The following is a 21,928-nucleotide window of genomic DNA, read 5'->3' on the forward strand; positions in this document are numbered from 1 at the left end:
CTGTCAGCGCTCCGGGGCGAACAGCGCGTCCTGCGCCGCGTCCCGGGCGGCGATCAGGGCCCCGCGCAGGACCGCCCCGTCACCCAGTGAACCGGCGCGGACCTCGGTGCGCAGGGGGGACATCGCGGTCAGCCGCTCCTCGACACGGGAGGCCAGCGCGGCCCCGCCCGCATGGCCGACGGCCCCCGCCAGGAGCAGGCACCCGGGGTCGAGGACCGAGACGACGGCGGCGGCTCCGAGCGCGAGGCGGTCGGCCAGCTCGTCGAGGAACGGCCCGCCGCGCTGCCCCGGCTCCAGCGCGCGCCGCACCGCGTCGACGGCGGCCGCCTCGTCCGCGTAGCCCTCCGGGACCGCCCCGGCGGCCGCGAGACCGTGCCGGGCGGCGAGTCCGGCCACGGCGGCGGAGCCGGCCAGCGAGTGGAAGCCTCCGTCGCAATGGGCCGCCGAGGGCAGTCCGCCCGCTCCCGGGACCGGCAGGAACCCGATCTCCCCCGCTCCGCCGGACGCCCCCTGGCGCAGCTTGCCGTCCAGCATCACCGCGGCCCCGACGCCGTGACCCAGCCAGAGCAGGACGAAGGTTTCCCGGTCGCGGGCGGCGCCCGCCCGGTGCTCCGCCATGGCGGCCAGATTGGTCTCGTTCTCCACCAGGACGGTGGCGGGCAGCCGCTGCTGGAGTTCGCGGACCAGGGCCCGGTGCCAGGAGGGCAGTCCGGAGGTGTCGCGCAGTTCGCCGGTGGCGGGGTCGATCAGCCCGGGCGCGCCGACGCCGACGCTGTGCAGCGGTACGGACCCGGCCGCGCGGGCGGTGCGCTCCAGGAGGGCGGCGGCCTGCTCGACGGCGGGTCCGGTGCGGGTGCCGCTGCCGATGGGCAGGGACCCCTCGGCGAGGGTGGCGCCCAGCAGGTCGGCGACGACCACGCTGACGCTGCCGGTGCGTACGTCGAGCGCCGCGAGGTGGGCCCGGTCGGCGACGATCCCGTACAGCCGGGCGTTGGGGCCCCGGCGGACGGCCCCCGACTCGCCGACGACCTGGATCAGCCCGGCGCCCTGGAGCCGCTCGACGAGGTCGGCGACGGTGGGCCGGGAGAGTCCGGTCAGCGCCTTGAGCTGCGTGGCCGTCAACGGGCCGTCCCGCTGGAGCAGTTGCAGGGCCAGGCGGTCGTTGATGGCCCGAGCCGTGCTCGGTGATGCGGGCATACCGAGATCCTTCCAGATCGCCCTTGCGCCCCTCTTCCCCGGGCTGTCGCACAGTGACTATTTATCAGGCAGGGTTCCTGATAGTTTACGCCACGCATCGTCGCGCGGGAGCGTCGGGACAGCCGGCACCCCAGAATTCCCAGGGGAGGCAGGACGGCATGACGAACGATCCGACCGTCACGGTCCACGGCAAGGAACAGGTGGGACGGGCGCGGATCGCCGTCGCCGCTGTCTTCGCCGTGCACGGAGCGGTGACCGGCAGCTTCGCGACCCGGGTGCCCTGGATCCAGGACCACGCCGGGGTGAGCGCGGGCCAGCTCGGCCTGGCGCTGGCCTTCCCGGCGATCGGCGCGTCCATCACGATGCCGCTGGCGGGCCGGATCAGCCACCGGTTCGGGGCGCGGGCCGCGCTGCGGGGGCTGCTGGCGCTCTGGACGCTGGCGCTGGTCCTGCCCGCCCTCGCCCCGAACCTGCTCACGCTGTGCGCGGCGCTGTTCGTCTACGGGGCGACGGCCGGGATGTCCGATGTGGCGATGAACGCCCTGGGCGTCGAGGTGGAGAACCGCCTCGACAAGTCGATCATGTCGGGGCTGCACGGGATGTGGAGCGTGGGCGCGCTGATCGGTTCGGCGGCGGGCACGGTCGCCGCCCACATCGGGGCCGACGCACGCCTGCACCACACGCTCGCCGCGCTGGTCCTCACGGCACTGGGGCTGATCGCCTGCCAGGGCGTCCTGGATCTGCGCGGCGCGCCGGACGAGGAGCCGCCGCCGCGTTTCACACTGCCGCCGAGGTCGGCGCTGATCATCGGGGCCGTCGGGTTCTGCGCGGTGTTCGCCGAGGGGGCGAGCCTGGACTGGTCGGCGGTCTATCTGCGGGACGTCCTGGGCAGCTCGGACGGGATCGCGGCCGCCTCCACCACGGCGTTCGCCCTGACGATGGCCGTGGCGCGGCTCGCCGGGGACCGGATCGTGGACCGGTTCGGCGCGGTGCGGACCGTACGGGTGGGAGGGGCGCTGGCCACCGCGGGCGGGCTGCTCGTCGTGTTCTCGCCCGCTCCCGCGGCGGCGATGGGCGGCTTCGGGCTGCTGGGCCTCGGCGTGGCGGTCGTGGTACCGCTCGCCTTCGCGGCGGCCGGTCGCAGCGGACCGAACCCGAGCCAGGCGATCGCGGGGGTCGCGACCATCACGTACACCTCGGGGCTGATCGCCCCCTCCGCGATCGGGTCGCTGGCCGAGGCGACCTCGCTGGTGGTGTCGTTCGGCGTGGTGACGGTGCTGGCCTTCGGCCTGGTGCTGGGCGCCGGGGTGCTCCGGGCGGGCGACCGCAGGGTCACGGGCTCGGCGGTGGACGGCAGGGCGACGGCGAAGAGCCCCGCGGCCGGGGGCTGACCCGGACCTCCGCGCGGTCACCGCCTACCGCCCCACTACCATGGCGCTGATCTTTTCCGCAGGTGAACACCGAACACCGGATCGCAGACCGGCCGGCACACCGAGCAGACCTTCAGGGAGCAACCATGAGCCTCGGCGTGCGCTGGACCTTGCACGGCGACGGGAAGACCCCCGCGCCCGGGGCGGTGGTGCGCCCCGACGAGCGGCTCTCCTGGCCCCGTACGTTCGGACTGGGCGCGCAGCACGTGGTGGCGATGTTCGGGGCGTCGTTCGTCGCTCCGGTGCTGATGGGGCTCGACCCGAACCTCGCGATCATGATGTCCGGTGTCGCGACCGCGATCTTCCTGCTGGCGACCAAGGGCCGGGTGCCCAGCTATCTGGGCTGCTCGCTCTCCTTCGTCGGCGTCGCGGCCACGATCCGGGCGGGTGGCGGTGACAGCGCGACCGTCACGGGCGCGGTGCTGGTGGTCGGCGCGGCGCTGTTCCTGGTGGGCCTCGCGGTGCAGCGATTCGGCGCGCGGATCATTCACGCGGCGATGCCGCCGGTGGTGACCGGCGCGGTGGTGATGCTCATCGGCTTCAACCTGGCGCCGGTGACCGCGTCGACGTACTGGCCGCAGGACCAGTGGACGGCGCTGGCGGTGATGCTGTTCACCGGGCTCGCCGTGGTGTGCCTGCGCGGTTTCCTCTCCCGGATCGCGATCTTCCTGGGGCTGGTCTTCGGGTACGCGCTGTCCTGGGTGCTGGACCTGGCGTTCGGGAAGATCCACTCCCCGGCGGGCGGGGCGGAGGCCGTCGACCACTGGCGTCTGGACCTTTCGGCGGTCGGCTCGGCGGACTGGATCGGGCTGCCGTCCTTCCACGCACCGGCCTTCGAGTGGTCGGCGATCCTGGTGGCGCTGCCCGTGGTGATCGCGCTGGTCGCGGAGAACGCGGGCCATGTGAAGGCCGTGGGCGAGATGACGGGCGACCCGCTGGACGACAAGCTCGGCACCGCCATCGCGGCGGACGGCGCGGCGTCCATGCTGTCCACCGCCGTGGGCGGCCCGCCCAACACCACGTACTCCGAGAACATCGGCGTGATGGCCGCGACCCGCGTCTACTCCACGGCCGCGTACTGGGCGGCGGCCTGCTTCGCCCTCCTCTTCGGTCTGTGCCCCAAGTTCGGCGCGGTCGTCGCCGCGATCCCGGGCGGGGTGCTGGGCGGGATCACCGTGATCCTGTACGGGATGATCGGCCTGCTGGGTGCGCAGATCTGGCTCAACGGCCGGGTGGACCTGCGTAATCCGCTCAATCTGGTCCCGGCCGCCGCGGGCATCATCATCGGCGTCGGCGGGGTCACCCTGAAGATCACCGACAACTTCGAGCTGGGCGGTATCGCGCTCGGCACGCTCGTCGTGATCACCGGCTACCACGTCCTGCGGGCCTTCGCCCCGGCCCACCTCAAGTCCCAGGAACCGCTGCTGGACTCCGGCACGTCGGCGTACGACGAGGAGGCGGGGGCCGGGAAGCCCTGAGCCGGCCGGTGGTCAGCCGGTCGCCAGGGCGTAGGCGTACTCCGGGGTGAAGGAACCCGCCGCGCCCGAGCAGCCGTCGGACTCCCCCGGCAGCTTCACCCACAGATACGCGTCGATCCCGCTCTCCCCGGTCCGGGTCGTCGGGCTCTGCCCCAGCGCCCGGCCCGCCGGGTCGCACCACTGACCGGCGGCGGGCGCCCCGTTGCCGTTGCGGCTGGTGTCGATGACCGCGCCGAGTCCGGGCGGACCGCCGAGGGCCGCCAGGACCCGGCGGGCGTACGCGGTCTCGTCGGCGGTGCGGTGGAAGTTGGCCACATTGGTGAAGATGCCGTCGCCGCTGGTGGCCGCGCCCGCCGCCCGGAGCGCGGCGGCCTGTTTCTCGGGGGCGTGCCAGCCGGAGTGACCTCCGTCGAAGTAGACCCTGGCCCGGGGGTTCGCGGCGCGCAGGGTGTCTCCGGCGCGGGCCAGCGCGGCGAAGCGGGCGGCCCGTTCGGGGGCGGTGAGGCAGTCGGAGAGGGCGATGGCGTCCGGTTCCAGGATCACGATCGCCGGACCCGCGCCGAGCCCCTGGGCGAACTCCCCCATCCATGCGTCGTACGCCGCGAGATCCGGCGCTCCGCCCCGCGAGGCCCCGCCGCAGTCCCGGTCGGGTATCGCGTACGGCACGAGCACCGGAGTCCGGCCAGCGGCGGCCGCGCCCCGGGTGACCGTGCGGACCTGACCGGCGATCTCCCCGGGGTTGTGGGCGGCGAACCAGACGGCCGCGGGCCGCGTCGCGATCCGGGACTCGATCGCCGGGCGGCGCGGGTCGCCGGGGTTCGCCCGGACCCAGTCCAGGACCTGGGACCGAGGGTGGCGGAACAGCCGGGTGCGGGGCGGCGGGGCGGGAGCGGCGGCCGGGGCGGTGGGCGAGGCCGTGGGCGGAGCGCTCGCGCCGGGCGCGGTGCGCGACGGTTCCGGGGCGGGAGGCAGGGCCGTGGTGGACGACGGCGTACCGGGCCCGAGCGCGGTGGGCACCGGGACGGCGGGGAGCGGCGGGAGACGTTGCGAGGGCGCCGGCTCCGGGACGGCCGTGGTCCGCCGCTCCTCCTGCCCGGCCTCGACCAGCCCCGCGGTGGCGCCGATCGCCACCACTGCCGACGCGACGGCCAGCAGGGCCTGGCGCCGGGCGGCGCGTCGGCGTTCCCGGTGTGCGATACGGCGCTGTGCGCGTGAACCCGGCACTCCTCGACCCCCCTTTTCCGGCACCGTTGTTCGTCCGTTCCGATGAACCTCCGGCCGGTCGGCGCCGTGGCGAGCCTATGACTGGGACGCTCCGCGCATGACGCAGATCGAACAGTCCGCAGCCCCGGACGGCCTCGGCACCCTCAGGGCGGGTGATCCTCCGGTGATCGAACGGATGGCGGCATTCCGCTCCCGGTGGCCGTCGGGGGACGGCGTGGCGGTCTTCCACCGGGTGTATCTGGGGGTCGTCGAGACGGTCGAACCGGACCTGGGGAGGGGCGGCTTCGACGACCGGGAGGCCGCAGCCACGCTGGGCGTGCGCTGCGCCGAGCGCTATCTGTCGGCGCTCGACGCGGCGACGGCGGGCGGCCGGGTGCCGGAGTGCTGGCGTCCGCTCGTCCGGTACCGGCGGCATCCCGGCGTACGGCCGATGCAGTTCGCGCTGAGCGGCCTCCAGGCGCACGTGGGTCACGATCTGGTCCTGGCGCTGGTGGACACCTGTCGTACGCTCGGCTGCGCTCCGGCGGACCTGGAGGGGGAGTTCGAGCGCGTGGGCGATCTCCTCGTGTTGCTGGAGGAGCGCATCCGCGACGATCTGATGCCGGGGCCCGAGCTGCTGAGGATCGCGGACCCGCTGACGCACCTGGTGAGCTGCTGGAGCCTGGAACGGGCCCGCGAGGCCGCCTGGACGGCCGCCCGCACGCTGTGGCGGCTGCGCGGATTCCCGTCACTGGCCGAGGAGTTCAGGCAGCGCACCGACGCGGGCGCCGGCCTGGTGAGCCGCCTGCTGCTCACCCCGTGCCGCTGACGCCCGCGCCGGTGTCCTGCCGTCCGCGCCCCCGCCCTCCGGTTCAGTCCTCCGGAAGCTCCACCGGCGCGATCTCGTCGAAGAGGTCGCCGGGGCCGGGGTTGGTCGGGTCACTCGCCCCGCCGAACTGGTGCATGACGCCCCACACCGCGTTCAGCGCGGTCTGCACGGCGCCCTCGGCCCAGCCCGCCGTCCAGGAGATGTCGTCCCCGGCCAGGAAGATGCCGCGCTTGTCCTCCGGCAGCCGGTCCTGCATGAAGTGGGTGAACAGCCGCCGCTGGTAGCGGTAGTGGCCGGGCAGGTTGGCCTTGAACGCGCCCATGAACCAGGGCTCGTTCTCCCAGGAGACGGTGACCGGGTTGCCGATGATGTGGCTGCGGATGTCGACGTTCGGGTAGATCTCCCCGAGCGACTTCAGCATGACGTCCATGCGCTCCTTCGGGGAGAGCGGCAGCCACTTCAGGCTGTCGTCGCACCACGTGTAGGAGAGGCAGATGACGGCGGGCTTGTCCGGGCCGTCGTCCAGGAGGTAGGTCCCCCGGGTCATCCGGTCGGTGAGCGTCATCGACATGGTGTCGCGGCCGGTGATCTCGTCCTTGTCGAGCCAGAACGGCCGGTCGACCGGGACGAACAGCTTGGAGGACTCCATGTAGTGGGTGCGCTCCATCGCCGTCCAGTGGTCGATCGGGAAGAGCGCGTCATCGCAGTCGATCTTGGAGAGCAGCAGCCAGGACTGGCCGGTGAAGACCGCGGCCCGGAAGGTGCGGATGTCGCCGGTGGCGTCGGTGACGGTGATGCGGTTGCCCGCGGTGCGGGTCAGCCGGGTCACGGCGGGGCGCGGCTCGCCCTCGTGCAGGGAGGACAGCGAGGTGCCGAGCGGCCAGTGGACGATCTTCTGCGGCTCGCGGTCCCACAGGCGCAGCGGGAGCTGCTGGCTGCCGCCGACGATGCCGCGGTGGTGGTCGTCGGCCTCGGTGTAGACGACGCGCAGGATCTCCAGGATGGAGTTGGGGAAGTCGGTGTCCCAGCCGCCGGTGCCGAAGCCGACCTGGCCGAAGATCTCGCGGTGCCGGAACGACTTGAAGGCCTCGGACTCGCAGAGGAAGCCGTAGAAGGTCTGGTTGTCGAGCCGCTCGACGAGCTGCGACCAGATCTCCCGGATGCGCGGGACGTCGCGCTCGCGCAGCGCCCGGTTCATGTCGGAGAAGTCGGCACCCTCCTCCAGACAGGCGTTCCATGCCTCGGCCACATCACGGTAGACCTGCGGCAGGTCGTCGATGGTCTCGGCGTAGTGCGACTCGCCCTTGAGGTCCACGACGGTGGAGGGGGTGGCCGGCGAGAGCGGGTTGGGGAAGGACCGGGTCTCAAGGCCCACCAGGTCGATGTAGTGCTGGAGCGCCGTGGAGGAGGGCGGGAAGCGCATCGCGCCCATCTCGGCGGTGAGCGAGGGGTCGCAGCCGTCGAAGCCGACGGTGCGCAGCCGTCCGCCGATCTGGTCGGCCTCGTAGACGACGGGCTTGAGGCCCATCTTCATCAGCTCGTACGCGGCGATGATGCCGGAGAGCCCGCCGCCGATGACGGCGACCTCGCTGCCGTGCTCGGTCGCCGGTATCTGGCCGAGGCCCGCCGCGTGGGCGAGGAAGTCGTCGTACGCGTACGGGAAGTCCGGCCCGAACATGGTGATCGGCGGGGCGGCCGCGTCGGTGTGCTGGACGGCGTTGGGCACCGTGGACGTCATGGGGTACGGACTCCTTGCGCGAAGACTGAAGGGGGAAGCGGTGGGGGGAGGGCTCAGCCGAGGGAGCCGTACAGACCGGGGCGGCGGTCCTGCAGATACGGGTTGGCTGCGCGCGAGGCGGCCAGGAACTCCGGGTCCACCTCGCCGGTCACGAGCTCCTCGCCGCGCCCGGCGCGGGTGCGCACCACGCCGTCGGGTCCGGCCAGGCAGCTGAGTCCGACGAACTCGAACTCCCCTTCCGGACCGGTGCGGTTGACGTAGGCCACGTACATCTGGCTCTCGAAGGCCCGTACGGGGACGACGGATTCGGCGACGAACTGGAAGGGGTGCATCTGCGCGGTGGGGACCAGCAGCAGGTCGGTGCCCGCCAGTGCGTGCGCCCGTACGTTCTCCGGGAACTCGACGTCGTAGCAGATCAGCAGGCCGATGCGGATACCGTCCAGATCGGCCTGGACGACGGTCTGCTCGCCGGGGGTGAACCACTCCTGCTCGAAGCAGCCGAAGAGGTGGGTCTTGCGGTAGTTCGCGAGCCGCGCGCCGTCGGGGCCGATGAGCTGGGAGGCGTTGAAGATCCGCTCCCCGTCGCGCTCCGGGTAGCCGTACAGGACGGCGAGGCCGTGGCGTACGGCGATCTCGGCGACGGCCCGGGCGCCGGGGCCGTCGGCGGGCTCGGCGAGCGTGGGGACGGCGTCGCCGATGGCGTAGCCGGTCAGGAACAGCTCGGGGGCGACGAGCAGCCGGGCCCCCGTCGCGGCGGCCCGGGCGGCGGCCTCGTCCAGCACCTTGAGGTTCTCGGCGACGGCACCGGGCCGTCCGGAGCTCTGGAGCAGGGCGGTGCGCAACGGCGGCATGGCTGACCTCGGGCGGTACGGGCGGGGTGGGGAGACGTATCGACGGTACGTGCCACGGATCCGCCCGGACAAGGCGCGACTGTTGCGCACCGACCGCTGATTCGTTGCGCGGGAAAGGCTGGGGACGGCGAAACGTTGCGTGGGGCATCACCGCAGGTCAGCGGGGTGATATGTGCCACTGGTCGGCGGGCCCTAGGCCGGCGGTGCCTCCGCCGAGTAGCGGCGCAGCAGCGGCGAGAGCACCAGCACGGACTTCGTCCGCTCCACGTACGGCTCCCCCGCGATCCGCTCCAGTACCTGCTCGAAGTGGCGCATGTCGGCGGCGAAGACCTGGACCACCGCGTCTGCGTCCCCGGTCACCGTGGAGGCCGAGGCGATCTCCGGGTAGCGGGCGAGGCCCTGCTTGATGGCATCCGGAGAGGTGTTGCGGCTGCAGTAGATCTCGATGAACCCCTCGGTCTCCCAGCCGAGCGCGGCCGGGTCCACGCGCACGGTGAAGCCGGTGATCGCGCCCTCGGCGCGGAGCCGGTCGACACGGCGCTTCACGGCGGGGGCGGAGAGGCCGACGATCGCGCCGATGTCGGCGTAGGAGCGCCGGGCGTCTTCGGCGAGGGCGTGGACGATGCGTTCGTCGAGGTCGTTCAGGCGCACGTCGGGCGGTTCACTTCTCTGCGGTGGGTCGGCTGCGGGTGGCGGGCGGTGCCGCCACCCGCAGTAGACCACGGGCCGCCGCCCGGGGCGCGCCCGGTGCGGCGGGGGCAGGCCGTCAGAAGGGGAACTGCGAGCGGCCGTGCTGGATGGAGATCCACTTCTGGGTGGTGAAGGCATCGATCATCGAGTCGCCGTTCAGCCGGCCGAGGCCCGAGCTCTTCTCGCCGCCGAAGGGGACGATGGGCTCGTCGTGGACGGTGCCGTCGTTGATGTGGATCATGCCGGTGTGGATGCGCTGCCCGATCCGCACGCCGCGCTCGGTGTTGCCGGTGTGGACGGCGCCGCTGAGCCCGTAGGGGGTGTCGTTGGCGATGCGGACGGCCTCGTCCTCGCCGTCGAAGGGGACGATCAGGGCGACGGGGCCGAAGATCTCCTGCTGGAGGACGGGCGAGTCGGCGGCGAGGCCGGTGAGCACGGAGGGGCTGACGAGGTTGCCGTCGGCGGCGCCGTGCAGGAGGGCCGTCGCACCGGCCGCCACGGTCTGGTCGACGAGCTTGGAGACGGACTCGGCCTGCGAGGAGTTGATCAGGGGGCCGATCTGGGTGGCCGGGTCCGCCGGGTCACCGACGGTGAGCGAGGCGACCTTCGCGACGAACTTCTCGGTGAACTCCTGCTCCACGGCACGGTCGACCAGGATGCGGTTGGCCGCCATGCAGACCTGGCCCTGGTGGACGTAGCGGCTGAAGACGGCCGCGTCGACGGCGTAGTCCACGTCGGCGTCGTCGAGCACGATCAGGGCGCTGTTGCCGCCGAGTTCGAGGACGGCCCGCTTGAGGTTGGCGGCACAGACGGTGGCGACGTGGCGGCCGACCTTGTCCGAGCCGGTGAAGGAGATGACCTGCGGCACCGGGTGCTCCAGCAGGGTGTCGCCGATCTCCGCGATGTCGGTGATCACGACGTTCAGCAGCCCGGCGGGGAGCCCCGCGTCCTCGAAGACCTTGGCCAGCAGGGTGCCGCCGCAGATCGGGGTGTTCTGGTGCGGCTTGAGGACGACGGCGTTGCCGAGGGCCAGGGCGGGGGCGACGGACTTGAGGGAGAGCAGGAAGGGGAAGTTGAAGGGGCTGATCACCCCGACGACGCCGACGGGCACACGGTAGACGCGGTTCTCCTTGCCCTCGGTCGGCGAGGGCAGGATCTGTCCGGCGGGGCGCAGGGCGAGCTGGATGGCTTCGCGGAGGAACTCCTTGGCCAGGTGCAGTTCGAAACCGGCCTTCAGCCGGGTGCCGCCGAGCTCGGCGACGATCGCCTCGCCGATCTCCGCCTCGCGCTCCTCGACGATCCGCAGGGCCTTCTCCAGGACGGCCCGCCTGCTGTACGGGTTGGTGTCCGCCCACGCCTGCTGGGCGCGCTCGGCGGCGCGGTAGGCCTGGTCGACCTCTTCGGCGGTGGCCACGGGGATGGAGGCGAGCTTCTCGCCGTCGAAGGGATTGAAGTCGATGATGTCCCAGGACCCCTTCCCCGGCCTCCACTCGCCGTCGATGTACTGATGGGCCAGGTCAGTGAAGAAGGACATGAGATCCCTTACCGCAGAGAGGCAGGCAGCTGAGTGCGCTTCATATTACTTAAGTTTCAACCGAGTTGAAGCGCACTCCCGGCCACCTCACCGGGCTCCGGGGTCCGGGGTCCGAAAACGCCCCCGCCCCTCCCGGCGCGAACGGCTGGGAGGGGCGGGGGCGTTGCGGTGGGAGCGGGATCAACTCCAGCTGGCGTGCAGCGGCTTGCCCTCGGCGTATCCGGCGGCGCTCTGGATGCCGACGACCGCCTTGTCGGCGAACTCCTCCAGGGAGCCCGCGCCCGCGTAGGTGCAGGAGGAGCGGACGCCCGCGATGATCGAGTCGATCAGGTCCTCGACGCCCGGGCGGGTCGGGTCGAGGAACATCCGAGAGGTGGAGATGCCCTCCTCGAAGAGCGCCTTGCGGGCCCGGTCGTACGCGGACTCCTCCGAGGTGCGGTTCTTGACGGCGCGGGCCGAGGCCATCCCGAAGGACTCCTTGTAGAAACGGCCGTCGGCGGACTGCTGGAGGTCGCCGGGCGACTCGTACGTCCCCGCGAACCAGGAGCCGATCATCACGTTGGACGCACCGGCGGCGAGCGCCATGGCGACGTCGCGCGGGTGGCGGACACCGCCGTCGGCCCAGACGTGCTTGCCGTGCTTCCTGGCCTCGGCGGCGCACTCCAGGACGGCGGAGAACTGCGGGCGGCCGACGCCGGTCATCATCCGGGTGGTGCACATGGCACCGGGGCCGACGCCGACCTTGATGATGTCCGCGCCCGCCTCGATCAGGTCCCGTACGCCCTCGGCGGCGACGATGTTGCCCGCGACGATCGGGACCTGCGGGTCGAGCGCGCGGACTGCCTTCACCGCGCTGATCATGGACTCCTGGTGGCCGTGGGCGGTGTCCACGACGAGCACGTCGGCGCCCGCGTCCAGGAGCTGCTTGGCCTTGCCCGCGACGTCGCCGTTGATGCCGACGGCGGCCGCGATGCGCAGCTTGCCCTGTGCGTCGGTGGCGGGGGTGTAGAGCGTGGCACGCAGGGCGGCCTTGCGGGTGAGGATGCCGACGAGGCGGCCGTCCGCGTCGACCGCGGGGGCGAGCTTGCGGTTGGCGCCGTCGAGCTTGTTGAAGGCGTCGCGCGGGTCGATGCCGGCGTCCAGCAGGACCAGGTCCTTGGACATGACCTCGGAGAGCTGGGTGAAGCGGTCGACGCCGGTGAGGTCGTGGTCGGTGACGACGCCGACGGGGCGCCGGTCGGCGTCCACGACGACGCCCGCGCCGTGGGCGCGCTTGGGCAGCAGCGACAGGGCGTCGGCGACGGTCTGGCCGGGGGCCAGCTCGATCGGGGTGTCGAGGACGAGGTGGCGCGTCTTGACCCAGGAGATGACGTCGGTGACGACGTCGATCGGGATGTCCTGGGGGATGACGACGAGACCGCCGCGGCGGGCGACAGTTTCGGCCATGCGGCGGCCCGCGATGGCGGTCATGTTGGCGACCACGAGCGGGATGGTGGTACCGGTGCCGTCGGGCGACGAGAGGTCCACCCCCTGCCGGGAGCCGACCGCGGAGCGGCCCGGGACCATGAAGACGTCGTCGTACGTGAGGTCGTACGGGACCGCGGGGGACTCTGTGTAGCGACCGGTGCCCGGCTCAAGAAAGCGCATAACACTCATTTTTTCATACGAAACGGTGCAGGTCGTTTCCACGAAGACACAGCAAAAGACCCCCGCGTTCGTCCGTTCCTCCAAGGAGTGCTCCAAGGGGTGGCCGGGGGCCCCGGGCAAGTGGAACCTGCCTTACCCACGGACTGTACCCGAACGGGATTCGAATCATTCGTGATCACCATCCCTGGACCGGGTGACAAAGGGTCAGGTAGCTTCAAACCCGCAGGTCTCGGGGGTGTCCGAAGCGCCGCTCCGGCACATCGGCAGTCCTGGGCACACCGTTTGACCGGAGAGGATCCAGATCCGCCTGTGGACAGCGAACTGCCGGACATCTACTGCCCGTTCCCGCAGCGGACCAACCCGCACGTGGCGCACACCCGGGGGCATCTGGACGCCTGGACCAGACAGACGGGTCTGGTCCACCGCGAGTCCGCGAGGAACCGCTTCGAACAAGCCGATTTCGGGGCGTTCGTCGGCATGGTCTATCCGACGGCCGACGGTGAACACCTCGATCTGGTGGCCGATTGGTTCGTCTGGCTCTTCCTGGTCGACGACCAGCTCGACGACGGCCATCTCGGCCGTTCCCCCGATCGGGTGAGGGATGTCGTCGACCGGATGCGCGCGGTGGTCGACGGCTCCGCCCCCGAGCCGCTGCCGGGCGAGGAGCTCCCGGCCGCCGTGATCGCCCTGGCCGATCTGTGGAAACGTACGACGCCGAACGCGGCCCCCCACTGGCGGACCCGGTTCGCCTGGCATCTGGTGACCTACCTCACGACCGCCACGACCTGGGAGGCGGGGAACCGGGCCGAGGACGTGGTGCCGTCGGAGGAGACGTACATCGCGAAGCGGCGGCACACCGGGGCCATCCACGTCTGCATGGACCTCATAGAGATCGTGGCGGGCATCGAGGCCCCGGAGTCGCTCCACAACGACCCCCGGTTCATCACCGCCCTGGAAGCCTCGTGCAACCACGTGTGCTGGGCCAACGACGTGTACTCCTTCGAGAAGGAGCAGATGCTCGGCGAGATCCACAACCTCGTCCACCTGGCCCGCCACCACCGGGGCATGGGCGAGCAGCAGGCGCTGGATCATGTCGCGGAGCGGATAGCCAAGGAGACCGAGCGCTTCCTAACGGCCGAGGACGAGCTGCTGGAGCTGTATCCCGAGCTGTCCGCGCTGCTGGTGCCCTACCTCGACGGGATGCGCAGCTGGATGCGCGGCAACCTGGACTGGTCGCGTCAGACACCGCGCTACAACCCGGCCGACGTGGGCCAGTACGAGGAGCCCGAGGAGTATCTGGAGGAGACCGTGCTGGGTATCCCGCCCGCCCGGCCCGAGGCCGTCCGCACCGAAGCCGCACCGTGCGCGGCCAAGGCGCCGCCGACGGGCTGAGTCCGGGCCCCGGAGAAGCGCTGAGGGGGCGTGCACCACGTGGTGCACGCCCCCTCAGTACATAGCGCCCGTTGTCACTCCCCGTCGGGATCGGCCCGCTCCAGCGCCGGACGCACCCCGGCGGCGGACTCCGTGAGCAGAAAGTCCGCGGCGGCTGTGTCCGTCACGAGGCTGGTCACCAGGCCGGAGCGCAGCACCGCGCCGATCGCCGCCGCCTTGCGCTGGCCGCCCGCGATCGCCACCACCTCGGGGATCCGGCGCAGCCGGTCCGCCTCCACGGTGATACAGCGCTCGCCGAGGTCCCGGCCGACCCTGCGGCCGTCGGCGTCGAAGAGGTGCGCGGACATCTCGGCCGCGACGCCGAGCGAGGCGTAGTGCGCGCGCTCCTCGTCGGAGAGCATGTCGTGGACAGTGGAGATGCCCGGCTCCCAGGAGCCGATGGAGACCGCGGCGACCGTGACCTTGTCGAAGTACTCGAAGGCACGGGCGATGCCCGTCTGCTCGCGCAGCGCGGCGGCCGTCGCCGGGTCGGGCAGCAGCATCGGCGCGTAGATGGGGTGCGCCTCACCGCCGGAGACCTGGGCGGCCCGGCGGACCGCCTCGACCGAGCCGCGCTCGGCGGTGCCCGCGTCGTAGACCCCGGTCAGCTGGACGACGGTGCAGGGCGGGAGCCGGTCGAGGGCGGCCGCCATGTGGATGGTGGAGCGGCCCCAGGCCAGGCCGAGCACATCGCCCTCGGCCACCAGCTCGCCGAGCAGATCGGCCGCGACCTCGCCCAGGTTCTCCGGGTCGGGGGCGTCCTCCTGCTCCTCGGCCGGGGACTCGACGACCACCGCGTGCCGCAGCCCGTAGCGGGCTCGCAGCGCGTCGGAGCGTTCGGCGTCCAGCTCGGCCGGGACCCGGATCTCGATCCGTACGAGATCACGTTCGAGGGCGGTCTCCAGGACCCGGGCCACCTTGAAGCGGCTGACGCCGAACTCCTCGGCGATCTGGATCTTGGACTTGCCCTCCAGATAGAACCGGCGGGCCATGGCCGCCGCCTGCACCAGCTCCGCGGGTCCCATCCGCATGGCTGACCGACCCGCCGAGATGCCAGACACCGCGATCTCCTCACTGCTGTTCACACGCCCGATACGCCGTTCATCCTGTCAGATCCGGCGATCCTTGATCGGCCCTGTCGGGCCGCGTTCATCTGTCCTTGGTTCAGTGGTCGCACGCCCAGGGGGCCGCGGCCGTCGCCACGTCCGCCTGCGCCCGCAGGTCCCGCACCGCCGCCGCCGGGTCCTTCGCCCCGTACACCGCGGATCCGGCCACGAAGACGTCGGCGCCCGCCTCGGCGCACCGCTCGATGGTGGTGGCCGAGACCCCGCCGTCGACCTGGAGCCACAGTTCGAGGCCGTGCTTGCTGATCAGCTCCCGGGTGCGGCGGATCTTCGGCAGCATGATGTCCAGGAACGCCTGGCCGCCGAAGCCCGGCTCGACGGTCATGATCAGCAGCATGTCGAGCTCGGGGAGCAGGTCCTCGTACGGCTCGATGGGCGTCGCGGGCTTGAGCGCCATCGAGGCGCGCGCCCCCTTGGCCCGGATCTCCCGCGCGAGGCGCACCGGCGCGGCGGCGGCCTCCGCGTGGAAGGTGACGGAACCGGCCCCGGCCTCCACGTACTGCGGGGCCCAGCGGTCCGCGTCCTCGATCATGAGGTGGCAGTCCAGCGGGGTGTCCGTGGCCTTGCTGAGCGCTTCGACGATCGGCACGCCGAGGGTCAGGTTGGGCACGAAGTGGTTGTCCATCACATCGACGTGGAGCCAGTCCGCGCCTTCGACGGCCTTCGCCTCCTCGGCGAGACGTGCGAAATCCGCGGACAGGATGCTGGGATTGATCTGCGCCATGACCCAAGCCTGCCACGTTCCGCGCCGGTTCCCCGCCTCGATGCCCTCCGAGGCCTCACACGACCATCACAGTCCGCGCATTCAGGGCATTTTGCCAGCGCTTTACCGCTCTTTCGCCGGCCGGGGAGGCCTGCTGACGCGGTGATATTCAGCCGGTCCGGCGCAGCAGAGCCAGATACATCGCGTCCGTGCCGTGCAGATGCGGCCAGAGCTGGACGTCCGGTCCCTCGCCGAGGGCGGGTACGCCGGGCATCAGCGGCCGGGCGTCGATCCACTCCGCCTGGACCGGTTCCCCGCCCCGGCCCTTCAGCACGTCCTCGACGACCACCCGGGTCTCGGCGAGATGCGGCGAGCAGGTCGCGTAACCGACCACGCCGCCGATCCGTACGGCCTTCAACGCCTCGCGCAGCAGACCGCGTTGGAGCGGGGCGAAGGCCTCCAGGTCCTCGGCCCGACGCCGCCAGCGGGACTCCGGGCGGCGGCGCAGCGCCCCCAGGCCCGAGCACGGCACGTCCATCAGGACGCGGTCGAAGGCGCCGGGCCGCCACGGCGGTCGGGTGCCGTCGGCGGTGATCACCTGATACGGACCCGGGTTACCGGCGAGCGCCCGCTCGACCAGCCGGGCGCGGTGCGGCTGCTTCTCGGCGGCGAGCAGGGCCGCCCCCCGCCCGGCGGCGAGGGCGGCCAGCAGGGCGGCCTTGCCCCCGGGGCCCGCGCAACCGTCCAGCCAGCGGGTGTCGCTCCCGTCGAGGGGGGCGGCGGCCAGGGCGGCGGCGACGAGCTGGCTGCCCTCGTCCTGGACGCCCGCCCGGCCCTCCCGGACGGCTTCCAGCGCTCCGGGCTCGCCGCCCTCGGCCATCCGCACGGCGTACGGGGACCAGCGGCCCGGGAGGGAGTTGTCCTCGCCCAGCGCCGTGGTCAGCTCGTCGGTGGTGGAGCGGCCGGGGCGGGCCGCCAACGTCACCTCGGGCCGCTCGTTGTCGGCTTCGAGAAGGTCCTCGATGCCCGCACGGCCGCCGCCCAGCGCGTCCCAGAGCGCGGAGACGATCCAGCGCGGGTGGGAGTGCACGACGGAGAGGTGGTCCTCGGCGTCCTCCTCGTACGGCGGGGCGACCTTCTCCACCCAGCCGTCGAGGTCGTGCGCGGTGACCTTGCGCAGCACCGCGTTGACGAACTTCGCGCGCCCCTCCCCCAGCACCACCCGGGCCAGCTCCACGCTGGCGGAGACGGCCGCGTGGGTGGGGATGCGGGTGCCGAGCAGCTGGTGGACGCCCATGTTGAGGACGTCCAGGACCGGCGGGTCGACCTCGCGCAGCGGCCGGTCGATGCAGGCCGCCACGATCGCGTCGTAGGTCCCCTGGCGGCGCAGCGTCCCGTAGACCAGCTCGGTCGCCAGCGCCGCGTCCCGGCCGTCGAAGTCGCCCTTGGCGCGGGCCTTCTTCAGCAGCGGGGGCAGCACGAGGTTGGCGTACGCGTCACGCTCGTCGACGGCCCTGAGCGCCTCGAAGGCGAGAAAGCGGACCGGGTCCTTCTGGGGGCGGCGATGGGGCCTGGCGGGACGGCGACGCGGCTGGTCGTTCACGTGAAAGGTGCTCCGCTGATGGTGAGAGAGGCGAACCCTCCCAGCGTACGTCGCCGCTCCCGGCCCCTCGAACGAGAGGTTCTACGACCCCAGCAGCTCGCCGTGGACGATGCGGACACCGCGTGCCCAGTCGGCGGCCTTCATCGGCTTCTTGCCCTGCGGCTGGACCCACAGCAGCTCGACGGCGTGCGAACCGGTGCCCGCGTACACGTTGTTCTTGGCGGCGGAGAGCTCGCCGGGAGCCAGGTCGGTCCGGTCCAAGACGGGCGTGGCCTGGATCAGCTTCAGCCGCTCGCCGCGGAACAGGGTCCAGGCGCCGGGGGCCGGGGTGCAGCCCCGCACGACCCGGTCGACCCGCAGGGCGGGGGCCGACCACTGGACCTGGGCGTCCTCGACGGTGATCTTCGGGGCCTGGGTGACGCCCTCGTGCGGCTGGGGCACGGCGTGCAGGGTGCCGTCCTCGATGCCGTCCATGGTCGCGGCGAGCAGCCCGGCCCCCGCGAAGGCGAGCCGGGTGAGCAGGTCGCCGCTGGTGTCGGTGGGGCGGATCTCCTCGGTGAGGACGCCGTAGACCGGGCCGGAGTCCAGCCCCTCCTCGATCAGGAAGGTGGACGCGCCGGTCACCTCGTCCCCGGCCATCAGGGAGTGCTGCACGGGCGCGGCCCCGCGCCAGGCGGGAAGCAGCGAGAAGTGCAGGTTGACCCAGCCGCGCGCGGGCACGTCCAGGGCGACCTTGGGCAGCAGCGCCCCGTAGGCGACGACCGGGCAGCAGTCCGGGGCGATCTCGCGCAGCCGGGCGAGGAACGCCTCGTCCCGGGGTTTGGCGGGCTTGAGCACCTCGATCCCCGCCTCCTCGCCCCGTTCGGCCACCGGGCTCGCGACGAGCCGTCGGCCCCGGCCGGCGGGGGCGTCGGGACGGGTCACGACGGCGGCGACCTCGTGGCGGTCGGAGGCGATCAGGGCGTCCAGGGCGGGGACGGCGACCTCGGGGGTGCCGGCGAAGACGAGCTTCATGGGTGGCTGACTGCCTCTCGGGCCAAGACGTACGGTGACGAGCAGCACACCAGTCTAGGGCCTGTCGTCAAACCGCCGTCGCTGCCCGAAGGGCGGGCGGGCGGCGTCCGGTGCATGCGGTCGCAAGACGCCGCAACGGCCTCGCGGCGGAGCTACCCGGCTCTCTGGGCGACGCCGCGAGCGAGCCTGCCGGACGCCGCCCGGCAGGCGGCAGCCTGACGACAGGCCCCAGGGGGTGGCCGGGGGAAGCATGCCGGGTCCGTCCGCGCCGGCCGTGCGCCGACCGAGGGGGCGTACGCGCGCCGCGCACGCCCCGTGCATATGCACATACGCCCCGATAGCGTGACCACATACCCGGCTCGGGCGTTGGTCAAAGGAGATTGACCGAAGCGGGCCGCCCCGATGCGGCCCGATCCCTTTCAACGCCGGTTCGAGAGGCTTCTTCATGGCCGACCACGCAACCCACGACGCCCAAGCGCGGGCCAGTCTGCACCTTCTGGTGCGGGACATCGAGCGGGTCCGGCGGCAGGTGGACGCGCTGCGCACCCTCACCGCCCAGCTGGGCAACGTCTACCGTCCGCGCCGCTCCGGCCCCTCCGCGGGCTTCGTCGTCTACGGCAGGGCCCCGGCCCCCACCGTCCGCCTCGCGCAGGAGCTGCGGGACAGCGTCGAGACCCTGGTCACGGCCGCCGTGGACTTCGACCGCTCGCTGGGCTTCTCCTGGGACGCGGTGGGCTCCGCCCTCGGCGTCACCAAGCAGGCCGTGCACCGCCGTTACGGCGCGCGTCGGGCCACCCCGCAGCCCGCAGCCGAGACAGGCGCGGAGACGACGGCCGCGCCGCGCGCAGTCTCCGTCGGCGCCGGCCTGTCCGGTGGCCCCGCCGCCGGGTCCGGCGCCCCGGTGCCCGCGGTGCCCGCGGTGCCCGCGGCCCGGTCGAGGCCGCCGCAGCCGCCGACGGCCCAGCCTCCGGCCCGCGAGGAGCTCCGCCCCGGAGCATTCCCGGGCCCCCGCAACGGCTGACACCGGGCCGCTCCTCTGCCCCACCGTGCATGCCGCGCGGCGGGGCAGTGTCACATGGGGGGGGAGCGAGGCAGCGCCGTCATCGGAGCAGGGATCGCTGAGGTCCTGGGGCGGACGGGTGGCCTCAGCCGATGTCCGGCGGGTCGATCCGGATGCGCACCTGGTCGCCGACGCCCTTGGCCGTGCGCGCCGCCTGTGCCGCCTTCAGGGCGCTTGCGAGGGCCGCGCCGCGGCCCGGGACCACCCGGATGAGGGCGCGCTCCCAAGTCTCGCCCGGTGGGGCCTCTCCCGGCCTGCGGGGCCTTCCCGGCCCGGCCGGCGGAACCGGCACCGGGCCCAGGATCTCGGCCTCAGGCGGCAGGCCGGCGGTCTGGAGGAACGAGCCCAGGGAATCGGCCGGGCCGGTCACCGAGGCCATTCGGGAGACCGGCGGGAAGCCCAGCTCGGCCCGCTCCGCCAGCTCGCGGCGGGCGAAACCGGCCGGGTCCCAGCGGACCAGGGCCTGCACCGCCCGTTCCGTCGGCTCGGCCACGATGACCACCGTGCCGCCCTCCTCCTGCCCCCGCACCAGCGCGCCCGCGGCCGTCCAGCGGCGCAGCGCCTCCTCGCCCGCCCGCAGGTCCGGCCTGCCGAGCATGGCCCAGCCGTCCAGGAGCAGCGCGGCGGCGTAACCGCCCTCGGCCACGGGCTCCGCGCCGGGGGTGCTGACGACCAGCGCGGGCGCGTCCGGCACCGCGTCCAGGATGTGGTCGCGCCCCGAGGTACGGACCGGCACGGCGGGGAAGGCCCGGCCCAGCTCCTCGGCGGTGCGGCGGGCGCCGACGATCTGGGCGCGGAGCCGGGGGGAGCCGCACTCCGCGCAGTGCCAGGACCGCTCGGCCCGCCCGCACCAGGCGCAGTTCAGATCCTGCTGGTCCGGGGCCTGGAGCGGGCCCGCGCAGTGGCGGCAGCGGGCGGGGGTGCGACAGCGTTCGCAGGCGAGGCGGGGGGCGTAACCCCTCCGGGGAACCTGGACCAGCACCGGGCCGCTGCGCAGGCCGTCGCGCACGGTCTGCCAGGCGAGGCTGGGCAGCCGGGCGGAGCGGGCAGCGCCGTCCCGGGCCAGCTCGCCGTCCCCGACCGTACGGATCAGGGGCGCGGCCCGGCGCAGCTGCTCCCGGTCCGCGAGGAGCGGCAGCGCCCAGCCGCTCTCCACCAGCTGGGCCGCCTCCACCGTGCAGCTGGTGCCGCCGAGCAGGAAGCCGCAGCGGCCCTGCGCGGCCCGCAGCTCCAGGACCTCGCGGACATGCGGGAAGGGGGCGTTGTCGTCGCTGTGGCTGGAGTCCCCGTCATCCCAGATGACCACCAGGCCGAGGTGCTGGACGGGGGCGAACATCGCGGCCCGGGTCCCCACGACCGCCCGCACGGAGCCCCGGCGCACCGCGAGCCACTGGCGGTAGCGCTTCTCCGGGCCGGAGTCGGCGGTGAGCAGCGCGTGCCGGCCCGCGCCGAGCAGCTCGGTCAGCGCCGCGTCGACCCGTCCGGCGGCCCGCCCGTCGGGGACCACGACGAGGGCGCCCCGCCCCGAGGAGAGCGTCGCCGCGACGGCCCCCGCGATCTCGGCGGGCCAGTGCGGCCCGGGCAGGGCGGTCCACACCGCGCGCGGGGCGCCGCCCTCGGCCAGGGCGCGCAGAAAGGCCGGGCCCTGGGCATACCGCTCCCAGGTGCCCGGCTGCGGAGGCGGGGGCGGCGGCAGCGGCTCCGGGGAGGGCTTGGACTCGGCGCGGCCGTTGCGGGGCGGGACGGCGAGCTGGAGGACGTCGGCAAGGCTGCCCGCATACCGGTCGGCGACCGCGCGGGAGAGGGCGAGCAGCTCGGGCCCGAGGACCGGCTCCGGGGAGACCACGTAGGCCAGGGCGGCCAGCGCGCCCTGGTAGTCGGAGTCGGCGCGGCGCTCGATGATGAAGCCGTCGATCAGGCCGCCGCCCTCGCGCCGCCCGCCCTGGACATTGCGCCCGCCCGCCCCGAACCGCACCCGCACCCGCACACCCGGCTGGGCGTCGGCGTCCAGCTCCTCGGGGACCGCGTAGTCGAAATACTGGTCGAGATGGAGGACGCCCTTGTTGACCAGGACGCGGGCGACGGGCAGCTCCCCGGCGAGCGCGGCGCCGCGCCAGGTCCGCGGCTTGGCGCGCGGCACCTTCGCCCGGCGCACCGTCTCCCGGATCAGCGCAAGCTGCTCCGGCGCCCCGGTCCCGGGCTCGGCCGCCCCGGTCCCGGGCTCGGCGGACTGCTCGTTCTCGCTGCTCACAGCCAAATTCCTACCAGACGGCACTGACAGCGGCGGCCGCGCGCAGAGCGGCGGGGCCCGGCCACCGTGTTCGGTGTCCGGGCCCCGCTGTCGTCACTGTGCGGTACTGCTGGTGCCGCGACCGGCAAGGCCGGCCCGACGGGGC

17 protein-coding genes are annotated in these 21,928 nt (G+C 73.2%); 5 read left to right on the top strand and 12 right to left on the bottom strand.

What is annotated here, in order from left to right:
• Positions 1 to 3: 3 nt before the first annotated feature.
• Positions 4 to 1,197 carry an ROK family transcriptional regulator gene (locus RI138_RS03630; RefSeq protein WP_311118739.1) on the bottom strand — a complete coding sequence of 398 codons (1,194 nt, stop codon included), beginning with the start codon at positions 1,195 to 1,197 and terminating at the stop codon, positions 4 to 6.
• Between the two features lie 158 nt (positions 1,198 to 1,355).
• Here RI138_RS03630 and RI138_RS03635 point away from each other — a divergent pair, with 158 nt between their 5' ends.
• Positions 1,356 to 2,588, top strand: coding sequence for an MFS transporter (locus tag RI138_RS03635; RefSeq protein WP_096631416.1), 1,233 nt, complete (start codon positions 1,356 to 1,358; stop codon positions 2,586 to 2,588).
• 125 nt (positions 2,589 to 2,713) lie between these two features.
• Positions 2,714 to 4,105: a uracil-xanthine permease family protein gene (locus RI138_RS03640; RefSeq protein ID WP_096631414.1), complete on the top strand. Its 1,392-nt coding sequence runs from the start codon at positions 2,714 to 2,716 to the stop codon at positions 4,103 to 4,105.
• Between the two features lie 12 nt (positions 4,106 to 4,117).
• Here the strand turns inward: RI138_RS03640 and RI138_RS03645 are convergent, their stop codons facing one another.
• Positions 4,118 to 5,329: a glycoside hydrolase family 6 protein gene (locus RI138_RS03645; protein WP_311118740.1), complete on the bottom strand. Its 1,212-nt coding sequence runs from the start codon at positions 5,327 to 5,329 to the stop codon at positions 4,118 to 4,120.
• A 97-nt stretch (positions 5,330 to 5,426) separates the two neighbouring features.
• On the opposite strand from RI138_RS03645, the gene RI138_RS03650 reads away from it, so the two are divergent.
• Entirely contained in the window at positions 5,427 to 6,137 is a 711-nt protein-coding gene (locus tag RI138_RS03650) for a DUF5995 family protein (RefSeq protein WP_096631411.1), read from the top strand.
• Positions 6,138 to 6,180: 43 nt separating this feature from the next.
• Here the strand turns inward: RI138_RS03650 and RI138_RS03655 are convergent, their stop codons facing one another.
• The 5 genes from RI138_RS03655 to RI138_RS03675 all read right to left on the bottom strand — a co-directional run bounded on the left by RI138_RS03655 (position 6,181) and on the right by RI138_RS03675 (position 12,597).
• Positions 6,181 to 7,875, bottom strand: coding sequence for a flavin monoamine oxidase family protein (locus tag RI138_RS03655; RefSeq protein WP_311118741.1), 1,695 nt, complete (start codon positions 7,873 to 7,875; stop codon positions 6,181 to 6,183).
• A 53-nt stretch (positions 7,876 to 7,928) separates the two neighbouring features.
• Positions 7,929 to 8,726, bottom strand: a complete 798-nt coding sequence (locus tag RI138_RS03660) for a carbon-nitrogen hydrolase family protein (protein ID WP_096631407.1) — start codon at positions 8,724 to 8,726, stop codon at positions 7,929 to 7,931.
• 192 nt (positions 8,727 to 8,918) lie between these two features.
• On the bottom strand, positions 8,919 to 9,377 hold the full coding sequence (locus RI138_RS03665; protein ID WP_084744881.1) for an Lrp/AsnC family transcriptional regulator: 459 nt from the start codon (positions 9,375 to 9,377) through the stop codon (positions 8,919 to 8,921).
• A gap of 115 nt (positions 9,378 to 9,492) precedes the next feature.
• Entirely contained in the window at positions 9,493 to 10,950 is a 1,458-nt protein-coding gene (locus RI138_RS03670; protein ID WP_096631404.1) for an aldehyde dehydrogenase family protein, read from the bottom strand.
• A 180-nt stretch (positions 10,951 to 11,130) separates the two neighbouring features.
• Positions 11,131 to 12,597, bottom strand: a complete 1,467-nt coding sequence (locus tag RI138_RS03675) for a GuaB1 family IMP dehydrogenase-related protein (RefSeq protein WP_096631402.1) — start codon at positions 12,595 to 12,597, stop codon at positions 11,131 to 11,133.
• 309 nt (positions 12,598 to 12,906) lie between these two features.
• Between RI138_RS03675 and RI138_RS03680 the strand changes: the two genes are divergently transcribed.
• Positions 12,907 to 13,989 carry a terpene synthase family protein gene (locus RI138_RS03680; RefSeq protein ID WP_096631400.1) on the top strand — a complete coding sequence of 361 codons (1,083 nt, stop codon included), beginning with the start codon at positions 12,907 to 12,909 and terminating at the stop codon, positions 13,987 to 13,989.
• Between the two features lie 74 nt (positions 13,990 to 14,063).
• Here the strand turns inward: RI138_RS03680 and RI138_RS03685 are convergent, their stop codons facing one another.
• From RI138_RS03685 to fmt, 4 genes are all read right to left on the bottom strand, one after another.
• The gene (locus tag RI138_RS03685; RefSeq protein WP_096631444.1) at positions 14,064 to 15,059 is read right to left on the bottom strand and encodes a sugar-binding transcriptional regulator; all 996 of its coding nucleotides are present in this window, start codon (positions 15,057 to 15,059) and stop codon (positions 14,064 to 14,066) included.
• A gap of 133 nt (positions 15,060 to 15,192) precedes the next feature.
• Positions 15,193 to 15,876: a ribulose-phosphate 3-epimerase gene (gene rpe, locus RI138_RS03690; RefSeq protein ID WP_096631398.1), complete on the bottom strand. Its 684-nt coding sequence runs from the start codon at positions 15,874 to 15,876 to the stop codon at positions 15,193 to 15,195.
• Positions 15,877 to 16,024: 148 nt separating this feature from the next.
• On the bottom strand, positions 16,025 to 17,458 hold the full coding sequence (locus RI138_RS03695; RefSeq protein ID WP_311118742.1) for an RsmB/NOP family class I SAM-dependent RNA methyltransferase: 1,434 nt from the start codon (positions 17,456 to 17,458) through the stop codon (positions 16,025 to 16,027).
• Between the two features lie 81 nt (positions 17,459 to 17,539).
• Entirely contained in the window at positions 17,540 to 18,472 is a 933-nt protein-coding gene (gene fmt, locus RI138_RS03700; RefSeq protein ID WP_311118743.1) for a methionyl-tRNA formyltransferase, read from the bottom strand.
• A gap of 445 nt (positions 18,473 to 18,917) precedes the next feature.
• Between fmt and RI138_RS03705 the strand changes: the two genes are divergently transcribed.
• Positions 18,918 to 19,493 carry a hypothetical protein gene (locus RI138_RS03705; RefSeq protein WP_311118744.1) on the top strand — a complete coding sequence of 192 codons (576 nt, stop codon included), beginning with the start codon at positions 18,918 to 18,920 and terminating at the stop codon, positions 19,491 to 19,493.
• 124 nt (positions 19,494 to 19,617) lie between these two features.
• On the opposite strand, the gene RI138_RS03710 is transcribed toward RI138_RS03705, so the two are convergent.
• Positions 19,618 to 21,783, bottom strand: a complete 2,166-nt coding sequence (locus RI138_RS03710) for a primosomal protein N' (protein WP_311118745.1) — start codon at positions 21,781 to 21,783, stop codon at positions 19,618 to 19,620.
• Positions 21,784 to 21,928: the final 145 nt, after the last annotated feature.

It is taken from the genome of Streptomyces durocortorensis (assembly GCF_031760065.1).
GTDB lineage: Bacteria > Actinomycetota > Actinomycetes > Streptomycetales > Streptomycetaceae > Streptomyces.

Coding starts and splice junctions, on each gene's coding strand:
- RI138_RS03635 (WP_096631416.1), top strand. CDS start 1,356: ATGACGAACGATCCGACCGTCACGGTCCACGGCAAGGAACAGGTGGGA.
- RI138_RS03640 (WP_096631414.1), top strand. CDS start 2,714: ATGAGCCTCGGCGTGCGCTGGACCTTGCACGGCGACGGGAAGACCCCC.
- rpe (WP_096631398.1), bottom strand. CDS start 15,876: ATGGCGCAGATCAATCCCAGCATCCTGTCCGCGGATTTCGCACGTCTC.
- RI138_RS03675 (WP_096631402.1), bottom strand. CDS start 12,597: ATGCGCTTTCTTGAGCCGGGCACCGGTCGCTACACAGAGTCCCCCGCG.
- RI138_RS03655 (WP_311118741.1), bottom strand. CDS start 7,875: ATGACGTCCACGGTGCCCAACGCCGTCCAGCACACCGACGCGGCCGCC.
- RI138_RS03685 (WP_096631444.1), bottom strand. CDS start 15,059: ATGCGGATGGGACCCGCGGAGCTGGTGCAGGCGGCGGCCATGGCCCGC.
- RI138_RS03705 (WP_311118744.1), top strand. CDS start 18,918: ATGGCCGACCACGCAACCCACGACGCCCAAGCGCGGGCCAGTCTGCAC.
- fmt (WP_311118743.1), bottom strand. CDS start 18,472: ATGAAGCTCGTCTTCGCCGGCACCCCCGAGGTCGCCGTCCCCGCCCTG.
- RI138_RS03660 (WP_096631407.1), bottom strand. CDS start 8,726: ATGCCGCCGTTGCGCACCGCCCTGCTCCAGAGCTCCGGACGGCCCGGT.
- RI138_RS03650 (WP_096631411.1), top strand. CDS start 5,427: ATGACGCAGATCGAACAGTCCGCAGCCCCGGACGGCCTCGGCACCCTC.
- RI138_RS03670 (WP_096631404.1), bottom strand. CDS start 10,950: ATGTCCTTCTTCACTGACCTGGCCCATCAGTACATCGACGGCGAGTGG.
- RI138_RS03630 (WP_311118739.1), bottom strand. CDS start 1,197: ATGCCCGCATCACCGAGCACGGCTCGGGCCATCAACGACCGCCTGGCC.